The organism is Blautia sp. An81 (genome assembly GCF_002161285.1).
Lineage (GTDB): Bacteria > Bacillota > Clostridia > Lachnospirales > Lachnospiraceae > Blautia > Blautia ornithocaccae.
On the sequence record NZ_NFHH01000038.1, the window covers coordinates 1 to 17,431 of the forward strand.

The following is a 17,431-nucleotide window of genomic DNA, read 5'->3' on the forward strand; positions in this document are numbered from 1 at the left end:
AACTGTATACAGCATCACGGAAACAGCCATGCTGAACGGGCTGAAACCCTACAATTATCTCACCTATGTGATGGAGCAGATGAAAGATCTTAGTCCATTCCCGGAAAAGGAAGCTATGCAGGAACTGCTTCCATGGTCCAACAGCCTGCCGGCTGACTGCCGCAGCAAACTGAAAAAATGAGAGACTAATTTTCCCCCGGTAAATACTGGGGGATTTTCATATTTTGTCAAGATACGGATGATTACCTACTTACACGAATTGCACAATTACATTGTTTTTGGAGGCTCTGTCAGTTCTGCGATTGGACGTTTTGCAACGATTTCTAATCCCTGCATCAGCCTGTGATATTGTTCGGGAGTAACTTCCAATGCTTCTTCTTTCGTGCGTGGCCAACTGAATCCGCCAACATTTAATCGCTTGTAAAGAAGCAGGAAACCATCCTGCAGATTGCCAGCCTAAACGGCCACCTGTGCCATATTTGGCGGCCAGCCTGTGACTTAAATGGCGGTCAGCCAAGGACACATTAAGCGGCCAAAATTTCCAGTTATAATATAAGCATCTCCTGTTCAAGGGGAAATATCATAACTGGAGGTTCAATTATGGACTACAAAAGAGTATTGAGACTTCACTTTGTGAACCATCTCAGCGGTCGCGAGATCGCCGAAAGCTGCGGTGACTGCAGCAAAACAACCGTCAACGAGTTCCTGAAGCGTTTCAGAGAGAATCCGGAACTCTCATACCCTTTACCGGCAGATGTCACGAATGAATACATTGAGAGTATTCTCTATAAAAAGCCTGGTGTATCAGCGAACCAGCTTCTCTATCGGGATTTTAACAAGGAAGCTGTTTACAAGGCTCTAGCCCGCAAAGGGGAGACCCTGAAGCATCTGTGGCAGAAATACAATGCCGTAGGTGTCGTAGATGGAAAGAAGCCAATGAGCTATCGCCAGTACTGCAGGCGTTACAGCGAATGGGCTGATTCCAAACAGCTGACCTTCCACATCCAGCGTTATCCCGGTGTCAATCTAGAGCTGGACTATGCGGGGAAGCAGCTCTATCTGCATAACCGCCGGAACCCGGATGAGACCACAAAGGTCACGATCTTTATCGCTGCCCTCACCTACAGTGATTATTTTTACGCTGAGGGAATGACCGAATGCGATATCCGGAACTGGATCCGGGTCAACAATAATGCTCTGTCCTATTTTGGCGGCGTGACGCCGACGATCACCCCGGATAATTGCAAAGTAGCAGTTGCCCGGAACAAAGACTGGATCAGCCCTGTCTTGAATAAAGATTTCCAGGCATGGGCAGAACATAACAATACGGTTTTAACCCCTGCCAAAGTGAAATCCCCCCGCTGGAAACCAGTTGTGGAAGGCCACGTAAAGATCATTACCATGCACATCCTCATGGATATGGAAGACATGGTCTTTTATTCCCTGGATGATTTAAACTGTGTCCTGATGGAAAAGGTGGATGCCGAGAACCGGAAGCCTTTTGAGGGGCTCACCTATTCCCGGTATGATCTCTTTACAACAGAAGAGAAGGAGACTCTCCTGCCTCTTCCGCCCAGCCGTTTTGAATATCTTGAACGAAAGACTGTTAAAGTAGCACAAGATTTCTCCTTCACCTTCGACAAGGTTCATTATAGCATGCCCCGGAAATATCTGCGACAGGAACTTGAGATCCGGGCAGGGGAAAAAGAAATCTATGTCTATAACAAACACGGCGACTTCATCCGGACGCATAAGCGGAGCTACACACCGAAAGACTGGGTGATCATCCCCTCGGATATGCCTGCCGAATACAAAGACTATGGCTATTGGACGGTGCCTTATTTTCAGCAGAAAGCATCTGCTATCGGATCCAGCACCCGTGCTTTGATCGATGCAGTCATTCAGAAATACGCTTATCCGGTGCAGTCATTCCGAAGCTGCTTTGGTATTCTGCGGTATGCGGAGAAGTACTCGCCGGAAGCCCTGGAACGTTGCTGTAAAGACGCCGTTTTAGCTGGGAGATGCAACTATTCCTATATCTGTAACACAATCTCAACTTACCATAAAGAGCCGCTGCAAAGTACAATGCCACAGAGCAGTCCCAACGAAGATGCTGCAACAGCCGTATCCGGCGCCTACAAAGATGATGACAGCAAGTATTCCCTTAAGAACCTGCTGAAGCGTCAGGAAACGGAGGCAGGCAATGAAGAATAAGACTACTGATATCTATGAGATGTTGGACACACTATCCCTGCCGGTAGCCGCCCAGCGTTTCGCAGAACTGTCTAAAAGCCCTGAATTCGGCAGCTATACCGCTTTGCAGTTTATCCGTGAGGTTCTGGAACCTCAGTACATAGAAACACTCAACAACAGGTTTGAAACAAATCTGCGGCTCAGCAGCCTGATCAATAAAGGTGCTTTGGCCGAGAATCTGAAAACCGGCAACGGACGCATCTACAATGATGCCACCGTTGATCAGATCCTGAAATTTCATTTCGCTGAGAACCGGCAGAATGTCGGGATCTATGGAGTCACCGGTGCCGGCAAGTCTTATTTCCTGTCTGCCTGTTGTGTGGAAGCATGCAGACGTAATTACCGTTGTAAGTTCGTAGACTATAGTGACCTGCTGGACGAACTGATCGTCCTCAACCGCCAGGAAGACCTGAACAAGTATCGTAAGAGGATCAGATACTATGCACGGATCCAGCTGCTGTTCATTGATGATTTTGCCATAAGCAGGTATTCAGAAGAAGGGATCAAGATTCTGTATCATCTCATAAAACTTCGGGATGACCTTGGCACCTCCACACTCTTCAGCTGTCAGTATTCTCCAGATGAGTGGGGAAATCAGCTGAGTGACGAGAAGGAGTGTTACGGTAAGCTTGACGGAATCCGGCGAAGGCTGACGACAGGATTTACCGTACTGATTGAGAAGGCATAGCCTTCTGTGACAACAACGATCAATACTGATCAGCAGGGCGGAGCCCCTCTTGCCCTGCCGCTCTCTAAAGCCGACCGCTTAATATGGCCCTGACTGGCCGGGAAATGCGGCCCTGCTGGCCGCGGAAAGTGGCTGTTTGCACATCCTTTTCTTATCCGAATATTCGGATAAGAAAAGGATGGATTCTGCCTCTATTATAAACGTTTGGATAACGGTCGGTTTCAATGGCCCAGGGATTCTTCCGAAGTAAGAAACCTTACCCGCCAGGAATACCGATGGTTACTGGAAGGGCTGTCTATTGATCAGCCTAAGGCGATCCGTCCGGCCAGGAAGAAGGATTTTTGATCTTTGTGCAAAAGGGAGAAATTTTTTCCTGCTCTTATAGGCTGATAAAAAAACTGCGGATGACTTATCCACATGATAATGGGACAGTTAAAAGCCCCGGTGGATAACAGGCTCTATTTCTCACTGGATTGTCATTTATATGTGGAAACCATAAATTTTTTCCCAGGTAACTACCTGTAAAATCCGTCCGTTATCCACATTTTCTTTTCGTTAAAATGACGGTGGCAGTACTGCGGGAAATTCGCCTTTTTGCTGAGTTTCCGGTATAATAGGAACCAGTAAAAAGAAAGGTGGTCCCTTCATGCCGCAGTCAGAAATGGAAGCGCTCCTGCAGCTTCAGAAAGAGACAATTGAATCCCTAAGGCAGCTTGTAGAGAGCCAGCGTCTTACCATTGAACAGATGTCCAAAAGCCACGAGGAGCAGACCGCACAGCTAAACCAGACGATTGCAAATCTTAATGAAACAGTCGAATATCTGAAGAAAAAGCTGTTTGCGTCATCCAGTGAAAAATCAAACAAGGATGTATTTCCAGGGCAGATAAATCTGTTCAATGAGGCAGAAGCTGCCGCGGATCCATCGGTTCCGGAACCAACTCTGGAAGAAGCCGTCCGTGGTTATAACCGCCAGGCAAGGAAACCGAAGGCTGCCAGGGAAGAGATCCTGGCAGGACTGCCGGTGATCGAAGTCCCATGTACAGTGCCGGACGAGGACAGGAACTGCCCCTACTGCAATACTCCGATGGAAGTCATCGGGAAAAAGGTTGTCCGTGAGGAACTGCGGATTACCCCTGCAAAAGTGGAACGGATCCAGTATGTCCAGGAAGTCCTTGGCTGTCCAGAATGCAAGAAAGACGGCGCTTCCGTTATCGTTGGAGCTGAAACACCAAGCCCGCTGCTGAAGCACAGCCTTGCGTCTCCTTCCACGGTTGCTTACGTGATGTACCAGAAATATGTGAACAGCATCCCGTTATACCGCCAGGAAGCGGACTGGAAACAGCTGGGTGTAAAACTCCCCAGAGCGACACTGGCCAACTGGGTCATCAAATGCGGCATGGATTATATGGAGCCGGTGTATGAACGGCTTCACCAGCATCTGCTGAAGAGGGACATCATCCATGCAGATGAAACACCCTGCCAGGTACTGAAGGAGGAAGGGAAAACGGCACAGTCCAAGTCCTATATGTGGCTGTATGGCTCCGGAAATGACGGGCTGCCGCCGATCCGTCTGTATGATTACCAGCCCAGCCGGGGCGGATATCATGCGGAGGAATTCCTGAAAGGGTTTTCCGGATACCTTACCTGCGATGGCTTCAGCGGTTACAATAAGCTGAAGGATGTCATCCGCTGCGGCTGCCTTGCCCATATGAGTCGGTACTGGCATGATGCGCTTCCCGGGAAATCGAAGCGATCCCCGGACAAGACCCCGGCAGAGATCGGTTTCGATTACTGCAACCAGTTATTCGAACTGGAAAAGGAGTATGCGGATCTGGATGCCAATACCCGGAAAGCCAAGCGTCTTGAGACGGAGCCTGCCATATGGGAGGCTTACTGGTCATGGCTTGAAACAGTGAACCCGGCTGGAGGAAGCCGTCTGGCCAAAGCGGTGACCTATGCGAAAAACCAGAAGCCATATATGGAGAACTACCTGTTGGATGGGCGGTGCTCCATATCGAACAATATCGCAGAAAATATCGCCCGCCCCTATGCGGTAGGGCGGAAAAACTTCCTGTTCCATGATACTGTAAATGGCGCCCGGGCCAGTTCCATCATTTACAGTTTGGTGGAAAATGCAAAACTCAACAATCTGAACATCTACGCATATCTGGAGACCGTACTGCTCTATATGCCGGACTACAAAAATGAGCCCGAAGGTATAGAAGAGCTGATGCCATGGTCTGACATGATACAGCAGAGATGCCTGATTAAATCAAAAAGTTGAAGTTGGAGTGTTTTACTTCAACTATAGCTGAATACCTTGTGAAAAGATAGCCATTATTTTATTGAGCGCTTACGGTAAAGATGAAAGAAACACAGCTGGAGCTGACGGCAGTGCTGCTGAACATCAATCGGAATCATAACCGGGAACTGATGGAAGCCTGCAGGGATCTGAAAGATTATGCGGAATATGTAGACCGGGTGCGGAAATATGCCAGAGAACTGCCCTTGCCAGAGGCAGTGGAACGTGCTGTCACAGAGTGTATCCGGGAAGGAATCCTGAAAGAGTTTCTGGAGAAGAACCGGGCGGAGGTGAAGAAAATGAGTATATACGAATACGATCAGGAAAAGCATATCCGAATGGAGAGGCAGGATGCCTGGGAAGATGGAGTGCAGGAAGGAATAAAGGAAGGAATAAAGGAAGGAGAACTCCGTGGGAGAAACGCCCAGCTTAGTGAACTGATCAAGAAAAAGTTTGCCAGGGGAAAAAGTATTTCCAGAATAGCAGAGGAGTTGGAAGAAACAGAGGAGCGGATACAGGAATTGATCCGGGAATATGGTTTGGAGGAATAAAATCTTCGAAGAGGAGTATAAATTTATTCCTGCGGTCAATGAGAGAACTTGAGGAGGAGTTGCAGAACTGCTCTATGACACGGATGCTGGAAGGGAGTGTGGGGAAGATGAGAAAGAAACTTCCCATTGGAATCGATGGATTTGAAAAAATCAGGACAAATGATTTTTATTATGCAGATAAAACCCTGTTCATTAAAGAGCTGTTAGAAAACTGGGGAGAGGTAAACCTGTTTACTCGTCCCAGGCGTTTTGGAAAGACATTGAACATGAGCATGCTGAAGAGCTTTTTTGAGATAGGGAGTGACCCGGTGCTGTTCGACGGTTTAAAGATTTCGCAGGAAAAGGAATTGTGTGAGAAATATATGGGAAAGTTTCCGGTGATCTCTATCAGCCTGAAAAGTGTGGACGGACCGAAATATGATTCAGCGGTGGCAGCATTGAGAACCGTCATTGGGAATGAGGCTGGAAGATTTCGTTTCCTGCGCAAAAGCCCTAAATTGGATGAGGATGATAAAAATTCTTACAATCAATTGGTCAATGTTGAGATAAAGAGTAATACGAAGTATGATATGACGGATGCTATACTGACAGACAGTCTGCAAACGCTCTCCCTTCTTTTATACAAGCACTATGGACAGAAGGTCATCCTGCTCATAGATGAGTATGACGTTCCGTTAGATAAAGCGTTCCAGGGAGGCTACTATGATGAGATGGTGGGCCTCATCCGAAATCTGCTTGGGAATGCCCTGAAGACTAACGACAGCCTTTACTTTGCAGTTCTTACGGGATGCCTGCGGATTTCCAAAGAGAGTATTTTTACCGGTCTCAATAATCTGAAGGCGCATACGATCTCAGATTTCCGGTATGATGAGTACTTTGGCTTTACCAATGGGGATGTGGATGAACTGTTGGAATTCTATGGTCTTTCTTCCTATAAAGAGGTGATCCGGGAGTGGTATGATGGGTATTGCTTTGGAAATACAGAGGTATACTGTCCCTGGGACGTTATGAACTATTGTGACGAACTGTTGACGGCTCCATCGGCTCCGCCTCAGAATTATTGGGCAAATACCAGTGGAAATGATCTGATTTTGCGGCTGCTTGAAAAAGCGGACCAGACGGCCCGGGATGAGGTGGAAGAATTATTAAACGGGGAAGCGGTTACAAAGAGGATCAAACAGGAACTGACCTATCGGGATATTGATGACCGCTTTGAAAATGTGTGGAGTGTTTTGTACGCAACAGGATATCTGACAGGCAGGCATGTGGAACAGGAAGAGGCGGATATCTTCAGGCTCTGGATTCCCAACGGCGAAATACGCAAATTGTTTTATGACCTGGTGCAGGACTGGTTTCAGGAAGTTTCACGGACGGATTCGGAAAGGATCAATCGCTTCTGTGCAGCGTTCCTATCGGAAAATGTGTCCATGATCCAGGAAATGCTCAGCGACTACCTGTGGGATTCCATCAGCGTGCGGGATACGGCTGTGCGCAGGAACATGAAAGAGAATTTTTACCATGGTATGCTGCTGGGACTTTTGCGCAGCCAGGGAAACTGGATCGTCAAGTCCAATGCGGAGACCGGGGAAGGCTACAGCGATATTTCTATCCAGACGCCAGAGCGGCTTGGGGTCGTGATCGAGATAAAGTACGCAGATGACGGGAATCTGGAGGCGGCCTGTAAGGAAGCATTAAAACAGATCGAGGAAAAGAAATATGCAGAGGGGCTGAAACGGAGAGGCATGAAGAAGATCATTAAATATGGAATCGCCTTTTACGGGAAAGCATGTATGGTTGCGACGGTACATTCTTGTATGGAAAGCACTGAATAAGACGCAGATTCCCATGGACTGTATTATGGGAGATGTGGACTTTCTGGTAAGCCATGACCATCTTGGAATAGCCGGACCGGAAGGTCCTGCGGCTGTCGGATTTTTACACGGTGACAGAAGTTGGCAGAGAGAAAGGAGTGTGAAAAAGGTGAGAAAGAAGCTTCCCATTGGAATCGATGGATTTGAAAAAATCAGGACGAATGATTTTTATTATGCAGATAAAACGCTGTTCATTAAAGAACTGCTACAAAACTGGGGAGAGGTAAACCTGTTTACCAGGCCGCGACGGTTTGGCAAGTCCCTTAACATGAGCATGCTGAAATGTTTCTTTGAGATAGGGGGCACCCCGGAACTGTTTGACGGTTTAAAGATTATGCAGGAAGAGGATCTGTGTGAAGAATACATGGGGAAATTCCCTGTGATTTCCATCAGCCTGAAAAGTGTGGGAGGACTGACTTACAAAGCCGCATCAGATGCGCTGCGGACAGTAATTGGCAATGAATCCAAACGCTTTCGTGTTTTGCTTGAAAGCCCGTCTTTGGATGAAAAAGATAAAACGGCATATGAACGTCTTATCGATGTAGACAGACGGAGTGACGCCAGTTACGCTATGTCAGATGCTGTGCTGATTGACAGCTTGAACATACTTTCCCGGTTGTTGATGCAGCATTATGGTCAGAAAGTTATCCTGCTGATTGACGAATATGATGTTCCGCTTGATAAGGCGTTCCAGAGAGGGTACTATGATGAGATGGTAAACCTTATCCGCAGTCTCTTTGATAACGCGCTGAAGACCAACGACAGCTTGTACTTTGCTGTTCTTACCGGGTGTTTGCGAATTTCAAAGGAAAGTATCTTCACCGGTCTGAACAATCCGAAAGTACACACGATTTCGGATGTCCGGTATGATGAGTATTTTGGTTTTACTGATTCGGATGTGGACGGGCTGCTGGAATGCTATGGATTGTCCTCTTATAAGGCTGCGATCAGGGACTGGTATGATGGATATCGTTTTGGGGACACGGATGTGTATTGCCCCTGGGATGTGCTCAATTACTGTGATGAGTTGCTGGCGGATCCAAATGCCGAACCGGAAAATTACTGGGCGAATACCAGCGGGAACGACCTGATCCGCCGCTTGTTAAAAAAAGCAAATCAAAGCACTAAAAGTGACATCGAGCATCTGATCAATGGCGAAACCATCACGAAGACCATCCGTCAGGAACTGACCTACCGGGAGGTGGAGGATTCTATTGATAATATCTGGAGCGTCCTTTATTCCACCGGGTACCTGACCTGCCGCAGAAGGGTGCCGGGAAAGAGAATGGAGCTGGCGTTACCGAACCGGGAAGTTCGGGAGTTGTTTATTGACCTGGTAAAGAACTGGTTTGAAGAAACGACCCAGGCAGACTCTGGAAGGATCAGGCAGTTCTGTGCGGCGTTTCCGGCTGGCGATACGGATACGATCCAGGAGATGCTTGGCGGTTACCTGTGGGATTCCATCAGCGTGCGGGATACGTCTGTGCGCAGGAACATGAAAGAGAATTTTTACCATGGTATGCTGCTGGGACTTTTGCGCAGCCAGGGAAACTGGATCGTCCAGTCTAATGCGGAGACCGGAGAAGGATACAGCGATATTTCTATCCAGACGCCGGACAAGGTTGGCATTGTGATCGAACTGAAATATGCGGAGGACGGAAATCTGGAGAAAGCGTGCAGGGAGGCGCTTGAGCAGATTGAGGAAAAGAAATATGCACAAGGGTTGAAACGCCGGAGCATGAAAAAGATCATCAGGTACGGAATCGCCTTTTATGAAAAAGAATGCATGGCGGCGATGGCGTAAGTCGATGAAAATAGCAGAGCGTTTGCAGAAATCATGAACAGATTTAAATAATATGAGGGAAAAAAGTGACACAGGTACAGAAAACTCTTATCAATTTAGTAAAATATGCTTTAAAAAAAGATACGCTGCCAGAGCAATTCAGGGCTATGACGACAGAAGAAAAACTGGATATCATTGAATATGCTAAAAAGCAGGGGCTGTTGCCTTTTCTCCAGTATTTTGATATATTTTCAGCGGGTGATATTCGAGAAAAATTTCTTCAGCAGTTAGTCGGCTATGTGTATGCAGACGCCAGGCAGAAAGAGGAAATCAGTGATTTGCTGGATGAATTTGAGAAAAATAGAATCTTTTGTATGCCGTTGAAGGGAATAAGGACTAAAGAATATTATCCTGCCACTGAGTTAAGGACTATGGGAGATTTGGATTTCTTATATAAAAAGGAGCAGACCTTAGAATTAAAGGAAGTAATGAAGAACTTAGGCTTTGAGTATGAAGGAGAAGCTGCAAAGCATGATCACTATAGGAAGAATGGTTTGACTGTAGAAATGCATAGGTCTTTGGTGCCGGCGGAAAGTAAGGCATATCGCTATTTTCAGGACAGCTGGAAGAGAGCAACTCCCGAAAAAGAATATATATATCAAATGTCATTAGAAGACCATTATATTTATACGCTTTATCATCTGATCGAGCATTTTATCAGAGGCGGTATCGGAATTCGCATGGTACTTGATATTTATATTCTGTCCAATCAACCCCAGATAGACCACGAGTATATAAAAAACGAGTTAGAGACTCTTGGCATAAAAAAATTCGAAGAGAATATCAGACACTTATCAAAAGTGTGGTTCGAAGATGAAGCCTATAATCAGAAGGATTTAGAACTGGAAACATATATTGTCAATGGCGGTATATTTGGGAAAGAAGAAAATATGGTCAAAAACACGAAAGTCCTGTACCGTTCGGGAACAGGATTTCTGATACATACAATCTTTCCCTCATATCGATCTATGCAAACCGTATTTTCGTGGTTGCGAAGTCCTCTGTTACTTCCGGCTGCATGGGCAGTGCGGTTTAAAAATGTCTGGACAAAAAGAAGACAAAATATTCATCTTCAGTTTGAGCGGGCATCTAAAATAAAGACAGAAGAAAAAGAAATTGTTCAGCAGCAAAGAGAATTTTTTAAGAGAATGGGTCTATATTTGTGAGGATAGATTATGGAAAGTTTATGAGCAGGAGCTGTAATCCCCAAATCAGCGGGAAAAAATACAGGAAACTAAGAAAAGGAGTACAAGGAGATTATGAAGATCTTAATTACCGGAGCAAAAGGCTTTGTAGGAAAGAACCTGGTAGCATCTCTGGAAGCCATCAGAGATGGGAAGGACAGAGTCCACAAAATCCAGGGACTGGAGAACCCAGAGGACTTGGTTTTATACACTTATGATATTGATTCCAAACCGGAAGAGCTGGAGGACTACTGCAAGGATGCAGACTTTGTCTTTAACCTGGCAGGAGTGAACCGTCCTAAAAACCAGGAAGAGTTTATGAAAGGGAATTTCGGTTTTGCCTCAACTCTTCTGGATACCCTGAAAAAGTATGGAAATAAAGCTCCGGTAATGCTCAGCAGCAGCATCCAGGCCAGCCTGGAAGGCCGCTTTGCAGGAAGTGAGTACGGAAAGAGCAAACTGGCAGGAGAAGAGCTGTTCAGGAAATACAGCCAGGAAAACGGAGTGAAGGTTCTGATATACCGTTTCCCGAACCTTTTTGGTAAGTGGTGCCGTCCAAACTATAATTCTGCAGTAGCAACTTTCTGCAACAATATTGCCAATGACCTGCCCATCCAGGTAAATGACAGAAAAACGGAACTGGAACTTCTTTACATTGACGACCTGGTAGAGGAAATGTTACTGGCTTTAAACGGGAAGGAGCACAGAGACGAGAGAGATTACTGCTATTGTCCCCTTACCTACAAGGCCACTCTGGGACAGATTGTGGACCTTCTTTATGAATTTAAGGAAAGCAGGGAGAATCTTTCTGTACCGGATATGAGCGACGGATTTACTAAGATCCTTTACAGTACCTATCTGTCCTATCTGCCTACAGACGGATTTTCCTATCCCCTGAAGATGAACAAGGACGACAGGGGAAGCTTTACGGAGATTCTGCGAACAGCAGACCGGGGACAGGTTTCTGTAAATATCAGCAAACCAGGCATTACCAAAGGTCAGCATTGGCATCATACCAAAAACGAAAAGTTCGTAGTCGTTTCCGGCCACGGACTGATCCAGCTGCGGAAGCTGGGAGCAGATGAAAATGGAAAGCCTTATCCCGTGGTAAACTATGAAGTCAGCGGAGATGAGATTACTGTAGTGGACATGATCCCCGGATATACCCACAATATTATTAATCTTTCCGATACAGAAAATCTGGTTACCCTTATGTGGGCTAATGAGACCTTTGATCCCCAGAGGCCGGATACTTTCTTTGAACCAGTGGAAGAGAAGTAAAAATTCTGGGTCTAGAGAAAACGGGAGAATTCCTGACAAGGTTTCTGGAAGGAAATCGTGTGAGAACAGATAAGAAAGGGCAAGGAAATTGGAATATGCACGAGATACATGAAAAGAATAAAGGTAAATTAAAGCTTTTGACTATCGTAGGAACAAGACCGGAGATCATCCGTCTCTCTGAGGTGATCAAGCTCTGTGATGTGTACTTTGACCAGTACTTCTGTCATACCGGACAGAATTATGACAAAGAACTTTACGACTTTTTCATTGAAGGCCTGGGCCTTCGCCAGCCAGATTACTACCTCTCCGCCGTAGGCGAAAACCTGGGACATACTGTAGGAAACATTATCGCCAAATCCTATGATCTTATGGTAGAGCTGAATCCAGACGCTGTTCTGGTGCTGGGAGATACTAACAGCTGCCTGGCAGCTATTCCAGCCAAACGTCTTCACATCCCTGTCTTCCATATGGAAGCAGGAAACCGCTGCGGTGACCTGATGCTCCCTGAGGAGATTAACCGCCACATCGTAGACGTTACTGCAGACGTGAATATGTGCTACAGTGAACATGCCCGAAGATACCTTCTCTCTGAGGGAATGCCTGCAAAGCAGACTTATGTGACAGGCAGCCCTATGGCAGAGGTCCTTGCAGCCAACCTGGAAAAAATCCAGGCCAGTAAGATCTTGGAAGAGTTGGGACTGGAGGAGAAGAAATATATGCTCCTTTCTGCCCACAGAGAAGAAAACATCGACTCCGAGAAATCTTTCTATGAACTCTTTAATGCCATTAATGCTCTGGCAGAAAAATATCAGATGCCGATTCTGTACAGCTGCCATCCAAGAAGCAAGAAGTTCATAGAGCAGAGAGGCTTCAAACTGCATCCATTGGTAATCCAGCATAAGCCTTTAGGTTTCCATGATTACAACAACCTTCAGATGAATGCATTTGCCGTAATCTCCGATTCCGGTACACTGCCGGAAGAAAGCTCCTTCTTTACATCCGTAGGAAAACCATTCCCGGCCATCTGTGTCCGCACCAGTACCGAAAGACCGGAAGCTTTGGATAAAGGCTGCTTCGTACTGGCAGGAATCACCGAGAAGGAAGTCCTTCAGGCTGTAGACGTGGCTGTGGAGATGGTGAAAAACGGACATAATGGAATACCTGTGCCCGATTATGTGGATACCAATGTAAGTGCGAAGGTTGTGAAGATCATACAGTCCTATGTGGGCATTGTGAATCGGATGACTTGGAGAAAGTATTAAGGAATAGTGGCGAAGTTATAGATGACATTGCTAGAATGAAAATATTTTTGGACAGGATAGTCTAATTGGTATTGTGATTTCGTGAATACTATACTATAATTTTAATTACAAATCTTTTCAGAGAAGAGATGAAGTTAGGATATGTTGGAAAAAGACGCTTTTTTCAGGAAATTTAAGGTAGAAAAGGAATTTGAAGATTCCGATCTGGAATGGTCTGTCTTAGAGGACATCTGTGATGATTATATTTCTCGCAGAAGTGAAATAGAGGCATGTGCAAAAAATTTGGAGAATTATATCCGAAAGAATTTTAATGCTTCTTTCCACTTTATTCGCTGTCGGACTAAGGATCCAGAGCATTTGATTGAGAAAATTATACGGAAGAGGGGAAAAGAACAGAATAAGAAGTACGAGGGAATAACAATTGCCAACTACCGGGAAATTATCAGAGACCTGATCGGGGTAAGAATTTTGGTACTTGCTAAGGAAGAATGGCTTGGAATTTATAATGGGATAACGGAGTGTTTTGCATCATCAGAAAAAGAAGATCCTGTTCATTATATTGCAGAAACACCAGTAGCTTATACAAGATACGGGGACAGAAATATTTTTCAGGATAAAATATATGTAGAGCACACCAATAAAGGATACCGATCACAACATTATATCGTAAAGTTCCAGGATTATTACTGCGAGATTCAAGTCAGGACTCTGGCAGAAGAGGTATATGGAGAATTTGACCATAAGGTCAAGTATCCGTACCGGGAAGATAATAAATTCTTGGTTCGTTACACAACTACCCTTTCCCAGCTGCTGGGCTCTGTGGATGAGCTGATCTCTACCTGTTTTCAGATGGATGCAGACGGATGGGACAATTGTAGCCAGTATTATGAGGGAGATAAATATATTGACTGGAAAAATATTTCCCAAAAGACTCAGGCACAGATAAGGGAAAAAGAGTATATAGAAAATGATACATTGGATAAAATAGATATTGGAACATATTCAAATAACATTATTCTAAGAAAGGGTTAAGCGTATGTTAGCAGGAAGGGTTCACACAAATAAAAACACTGCAGAAAGAAGAAATAGATTGATCGATGAGATACTGCGGGGAGAGAAGAAAAAGGATACCCTGCCTAATTCTTCTTTTTCTTTCGACAAGGAGACGCAGGCAGCATATTTTGCACAGACACGCAGAAATATGAAGTCTGATATGGCATACGCAACTATGCATCACGGAAGCCAGACAGATGACTTGAAAGTTTCAGAGGTGATGAACAGTGGGAAGTTACAGAGAAACAGAGCGTGATTACAGATATATATTAGAAAAAGTCGGACCGGAGAAATTCCGTGAAAGATTGGATGAGATGCTGGATTCTGCGAACCTGTATATCAAAGAAGCAGGATATGAGAAACACGTGGTCTGCAATGAAAGAATTATGCTGAACGTTCTGCTGGATTATTATGCAGACATTTTTCGGTTGAAAGAGTTTCATGATATTCAATATGTGAGAACAGAAAAGATATTTGCCTATACTGCTGCATGGATTGTAAAGAGGAAACCTCTGCAGTTTATTCATGACACAGATGAGGAGAAAGATATCTTTGTTAATGAAAGATTTGCGGTTTTTCTTCTCCTTAATGAATGTCTGCTCTGCGGCGAAAAGAGATTTGTAGCAAAAGAAAACAAGCAGAAGCTGGATGAATATATTGACCTTCTGCTTTATTATCTGAAATATAGAGAGTGCAATCCTCAGGTACTGGAACTTGCCATAGAATCTTTTAAGATGGGAACTTTGGTAGAGTAGTAATAATGTACTTCCGGTTCTAGAAAGATAGCTGTAAAATAATAATGCGATTAGACATAAAATGCTCCAGCCCTTTGCAAGCTGGAGTATTTTACTATACACTATATACGAGAATTAGAAAGGCAGGGCTATCTTGTAAAAGCTCAGAGCTAGTCTGTGCTTCTACGCTCTATATTTCACTGCCGACAGCCGATGCCGTGACTGCCATTATAGGTGAAACTTGGAGCTTAGGAAATCTGAAGGAATATTTGGCGCTTACTTAAGAGGATAGAATAATTACAAGAGAAGGGGGAAGGTATGGACTCAAGATTTAATCATACGGATATGGATTTTAAAAATATTATTATAAAAAGACTGTATATAAAATGTACTGTTCTGATTAGTTTAGTGATATATGTTGCCATTATGATTATATTTGGAATTCGGGGAGAGCTTTGGGCGATTGTGGGGTATTTAGGGATTTTAGTGGATTTAGCGTATACAATTCATTTTACGTCTAAAAATCCGTTTCCTTTTTCCGTCTCTTCCCAGGATTATGAAGCAATTTTAACGCTATTGAGCAATAGCGATAAAATGAAATGTTTTCAATATACAGAAGCGTTATATACTTTAAGCCCAATATTGGACAGGCTTCTATATGAAAATAAGCAGACAGATGAGTATTATCATAAAAATTTATCTTTGTTACAAGCATTATTACACCATAAGAAATCAGTATTATCAAAAGAAAAGGATATATTTGCAGCTAAGTGTAAAGAATTATTGTATGCATATCAGGAAAAATCTGAGAAGCTTCCATTTAACTATGAGGATATTAACTTAATTAATGTGGAAAAGAAAAAGTGGTTTTCTTATATGACTAGCTTATTTCCAGGAAATATAGTTACAGGAATTATTATAGCAATATTAGGTGCTTATTTTATTTATAAAATTATTATTACGTTATTAAGCATAAAGAATCCGGAATTCTTGGAAGAAAATTATCTTCACTATTTTATATATAATGTGGGGGCAGATTTAATTGCGACTGTAACTTTTGTAATTGATTATATTCGATCACGTAACCACAATAGTGGCAACTCATGAGTATGTAGTGTGGGCAGAAATTTAATGAATGTTCTAGGGACCTTCTTTTGTTTACCTGAATTCCAGACTTTGGAAATTATCCAGAAAAATAAAAGAGTGTGAGAATTCCCTGTTGAAAACCACCTCATAAAGCAACATAGAGTCGCTGAAAAAATAGGGCTGTAAATAAAAGGATAATGCCGAATCTTTTATAGCAGTTATTAAGGAAGGAATCTATGGTGAAAATATATTTAGGAAAGATTGCCTAAATATATTACTGATGTGTAATTACCAGTTAGTATTTGAAAAAGCAGTACAGGAGAGAATGTGATGTTTTCAGAGTTTTTCTGCAGTTGTTTTTTGTATCCGGCCATGTATGATGGAGCAAAGCTTGGAGCTGGAAAGATATGGAGTTTGCTTTCAGATAAGAAAAAGAGCGGCCAGTTATCTTCTACAGATATAGAATTATATAATCTGATAGAAAAGGTTTCCAGAAAACTGGCTGGTAGCTATTTGGATGATAGTATTTATTCTGTATGTGAGATATTGTGTAATACATGGCTGAGAAAGAGAAGTTTTGGGCTGGAAGATATCCGAGAAGCATTGAAACTGATAGGAATAGCTCATTCTAAAGAGGAACTTGTTTTATGGAAGGAATCTTTAGATCAGGAAATTGAAAAAAATCAAAAGCTGTTCAATTCTTTAGTAAGATGCAAATTAGAGGGTCTAACTTATTTACAGGAGCAAAGCGACAAGAATATAGTAGTAAAAAAGCCTGTAATGGAATTGGAAGAAAATATAGATGTAATGAAAGATCCCCCCATATTTTTTACAAATATAGGCAAAGAGAAAACAGTATATGCTGTTGTACCAAAGAAAGATGGACTTAAAATATGCATAAAATTTGAGCCTACGAGGATCAGACCGGAAATTCCTGATTATGGAGGGATTTGCTGTCTATTTTCGCCTCCGGTCAGCATTGTGTCAAAGCAGAGAATGAAGGTTTCTTTAGAATTTTTAGACAGAAATATTAGTCAGATAACATTGGAATTAAAGAAAGCAGGACATACAGAGCCGGATGATGAGAAAAAATATGTGATAAAGAATCAACAGGTTAGAAACAGGGAATATATATTTGATCTCAGTGATTGCCCTGTAAAAATCAAAGAAGAACTGTCTGAGATTGTGCTGGCAACTGATGCGACAGATTTTTGTGATGAAAATTGGTTGTATGCGGAGATTCTTATACAGCAAATTGCATTTGCTTAAAGGAAAGCTTATGGAAAGCCATCCGACCTTGCTGCCTGCAGCTTAGGATCGCTA

At 43.7% G+C, this 17,431-nt stretch carries 16 protein-coding genes and 1 pseudogene; 16 read left to right on the top strand and 1 reads right to left on the bottom strand.

The genetic code is table 11. From position 1 onward, the window contains the following. A partial coding sequence (locus B5G33_RS19370; RefSeq protein WP_143276561.1) for a transposase domain-containing protein occupies positions 1-181 on the top strand: 181 nt, incomplete at its 5' end. An 86-nt stretch (positions 182-267) separates the two neighbouring features. Here the strand turns inward: B5G33_RS19370 and tnpB (B5G33_RS22815) are convergent. Next, complete coding sequence (gene tnpB, locus B5G33_RS22815) at positions 268-447, bottom strand: IS66 family insertion sequence element accessory protein TnpB (protein WP_087418803.1); 180 nt, start codon at positions 445-447, stop codon at positions 268-270. Between the two features lie 153 nt (positions 448-600). On the opposite strand from tnpB (B5G33_RS22815), the gene B5G33_RS19380 reads away from it, so the two are divergent. The 15 genes and pseudogenes from B5G33_RS19380 (at position 601) to B5G33_RS19450 (ending at position 17,377) form a co-directional block, all read left to right on the top strand. Then, a complete protein-coding gene (locus B5G33_RS19380; RefSeq protein ID WP_087275069.1) occupies positions 601-2,214 on the top strand; it encodes a Mu transposase domain-containing protein in 1,614 nt (537 codons plus the stop codon). Further along, the gene (locus tag B5G33_RS19385) at positions 2,204-2,941 is read left to right on the top strand and encodes an ATP-binding protein (RefSeq protein ID WP_087418804.1); all 738 of its coding nucleotides are present in this window, start codon (positions 2,204-2,206) and stop codon (positions 2,939-2,941) included. Before B5G33_RS19380 ends, B5G33_RS19385 begins: the two co-directional genes overlap by 11 nt. Before the next feature lie 183 nt (positions 2,942-3,124). Then, positions 3,125-3,286 (top strand): annotated as a pseudogene (gene tnpB, locus B5G33_RS19390) (IS66 family insertion sequence element accessory protein TnpB); the annotation flags it as partial. A gap of 400 nt (positions 3,287-3,686) precedes the next feature. Continuing rightward, on the top strand, positions 3,687-5,225 hold the full coding sequence (gene tnpC, locus B5G33_RS19395) for an IS66 family transposase (RefSeq protein ID WP_442856625.1): 1,539 nt from the start codon (positions 3,687-3,689) through the stop codon (positions 5,223-5,225). An 80-nt stretch (positions 5,226-5,305) separates the two neighbouring features. Continuing rightward, positions 5,306-5,794: a hypothetical protein gene (locus B5G33_RS19400; RefSeq protein ID WP_087418806.1), complete on the top strand. Its 489-nt coding sequence runs from the start codon at positions 5,306-5,308 to the stop codon at positions 5,792-5,794. Between the two features lie 107 nt (positions 5,795-5,901). Further along, the gene (locus B5G33_RS19405; RefSeq protein ID WP_191386438.1) at positions 5,902-7,626 is read left to right on the top strand and encodes an AAA family ATPase; all 1,725 of its coding nucleotides are present in this window, start codon (positions 5,902-5,904) and stop codon (positions 7,624-7,626) included. After that, on the top strand, positions 7,556-9,469 hold the full coding sequence (locus B5G33_RS19410; RefSeq protein ID WP_242974777.1) for an AAA family ATPase: 1,914 nt from the start codon (positions 7,556-7,558) through the stop codon (positions 9,467-9,469). The genes B5G33_RS19405 and B5G33_RS19410 overlap by 71 nt, the downstream gene beginning before the upstream one ends. Positions 9,470-9,615: 146 nt before the next feature. Further along, complete coding sequence (locus tag B5G33_RS19415) at positions 9,616-10,674, top strand: nucleotidyltransferase domain-containing protein (RefSeq protein ID WP_158229658.1); 1,059 nt, start codon at positions 9,616-9,618, stop codon at positions 10,672-10,674. Between the two features lie 93 nt (positions 10,675-10,767). Further along, entirely contained in the window at positions 10,768-11,973 is a 1,206-nt protein-coding gene (locus tag B5G33_RS19420; protein WP_087418808.1) for a capsular polysaccharide biosynthesis protein CapF, read from the top strand. Positions 11,974-12,068: 95 nt separating this feature from the next. Continuing rightward, positions 12,069-13,235 carry a non-hydrolyzing UDP-N-acetylglucosamine 2-epimerase gene (gene wecB / locus B5G33_RS19425; RefSeq protein ID WP_087418809.1) on the top strand — a complete coding sequence of 389 codons (1,167 nt, stop codon included), beginning with the start codon at positions 12,069-12,071 and terminating at the stop codon, positions 13,233-13,235. Between the two features lie 141 nt (positions 13,236-13,376). Beyond that, a complete protein-coding gene (locus tag B5G33_RS19430; protein ID WP_087418810.1) occupies positions 13,377-14,267 on the top strand; it encodes a hypothetical protein in 891 nt (296 codons plus the stop codon). 4 nt (positions 14,268-14,271) lie between these two features. Further along, positions 14,272-14,544, top strand: a complete 273-nt coding sequence (locus tag B5G33_RS19435; protein WP_087418811.1) for a hypothetical protein — start codon at positions 14,272-14,274, stop codon at positions 14,542-14,544. Then, positions 14,516-15,043, top strand: coding sequence for a hypothetical protein (locus tag B5G33_RS19440; protein WP_087418812.1), 528 nt, complete (start codon positions 14,516-14,518; stop codon positions 15,041-15,043). The genes B5G33_RS19435 and B5G33_RS19440 overlap by 29 nt, the downstream gene beginning before the upstream one ends. A 297-nt stretch (positions 15,044-15,340) precedes the next feature. After that, complete coding sequence (locus tag B5G33_RS19445) at positions 15,341-16,129, top strand: hypothetical protein (protein ID WP_087418813.1); 789 nt, start codon at positions 15,341-15,343, stop codon at positions 16,127-16,129. Between the two features lie 309 nt (positions 16,130-16,438). Further along, complete coding sequence (locus B5G33_RS19450; protein ID WP_087418814.1) at positions 16,439-17,377, top strand: hypothetical protein; 939 nt, start codon at positions 16,439-16,441, stop codon at positions 17,375-17,377. Positions 17,378-17,431 lie beyond the last annotated feature (54 nt).

What these genes read in the sequence shown, in the direction of transcription:
- B5G33_RS19405 (WP_191386438.1), top strand. Translation starts at nt 5,902, where the DNA reads ATGAGAAAGAAACTTCCCATTGGAATCGATGGATTTGAAAAAATCAGG.
- B5G33_RS19385 (WP_087418804.1), top strand. Translation starts at nt 2,204, where the DNA reads ATGAAGAATAAGACTACTGATATCTATGAGATGTTGGACACACTATCC.
- B5G33_RS19380 (WP_087275069.1), top strand. Translation starts at nt 601, where the DNA reads ATGGACTACAAAAGAGTATTGAGACTTCACTTTGTGAACCATCTCAGC.
- B5G33_RS19445 (WP_087418813.1), top strand. Translation starts at nt 15,341, where the DNA reads ATGGACTCAAGATTTAATCATACGGATATGGATTTTAAAAATATTATT.
- B5G33_RS19430 (WP_087418810.1), top strand. Translation starts at nt 13,377, where the DNA reads ATGTTGGAAAAAGACGCTTTTTTCAGGAAATTTAAGGTAGAAAAGGAA.
- B5G33_RS19420 (WP_087418808.1), top strand. Translation starts at nt 10,768, where the DNA reads ATGAAGATCTTAATTACCGGAGCAAAAGGCTTTGTAGGAAAGAACCTG.
- B5G33_RS19435 (WP_087418811.1), top strand. Translation starts at nt 14,272, where the DNA reads ATGTTAGCAGGAAGGGTTCACACAAATAAAAACACTGCAGAAAGAAGA.
- B5G33_RS19410 (WP_242974777.1), top strand. Translation starts at nt 7,556, where the DNA reads ATGGAATCGCCTTTTACGGGAAAGCATGTATGGTTGCGACGGTACATT.
- tnpC (WP_442856625.1), top strand. Translation starts at nt 3,687, where the DNA reads ATGTCCAAAAGCCACGAGGAGCAGACCGCACAGCTAAACCAGACGATT.
- B5G33_RS19450 (WP_087418814.1), top strand. Translation starts at nt 16,439, where the DNA reads ATGTTTTCAGAGTTTTTCTGCAGTTGTTTTTTGTATCCGGCCATGTAT.
- B5G33_RS19400 (WP_087418806.1), top strand. Translation starts at nt 5,306, where the DNA reads ATGAAAGAAACACAGCTGGAGCTGACGGCAGTGCTGCTGAACATCAAT.
- wecB (WP_087418809.1), top strand. Translation starts at nt 12,069, where the DNA reads ATGCACGAGATACATGAAAAGAATAAAGGTAAATTAAAGCTTTTGACT.
- B5G33_RS19415 (WP_158229658.1), top strand. Translation starts at nt 9,616, where the DNA reads ATGACGACAGAAGAAAAACTGGATATCATTGAATATGCTAAAAAGCAG.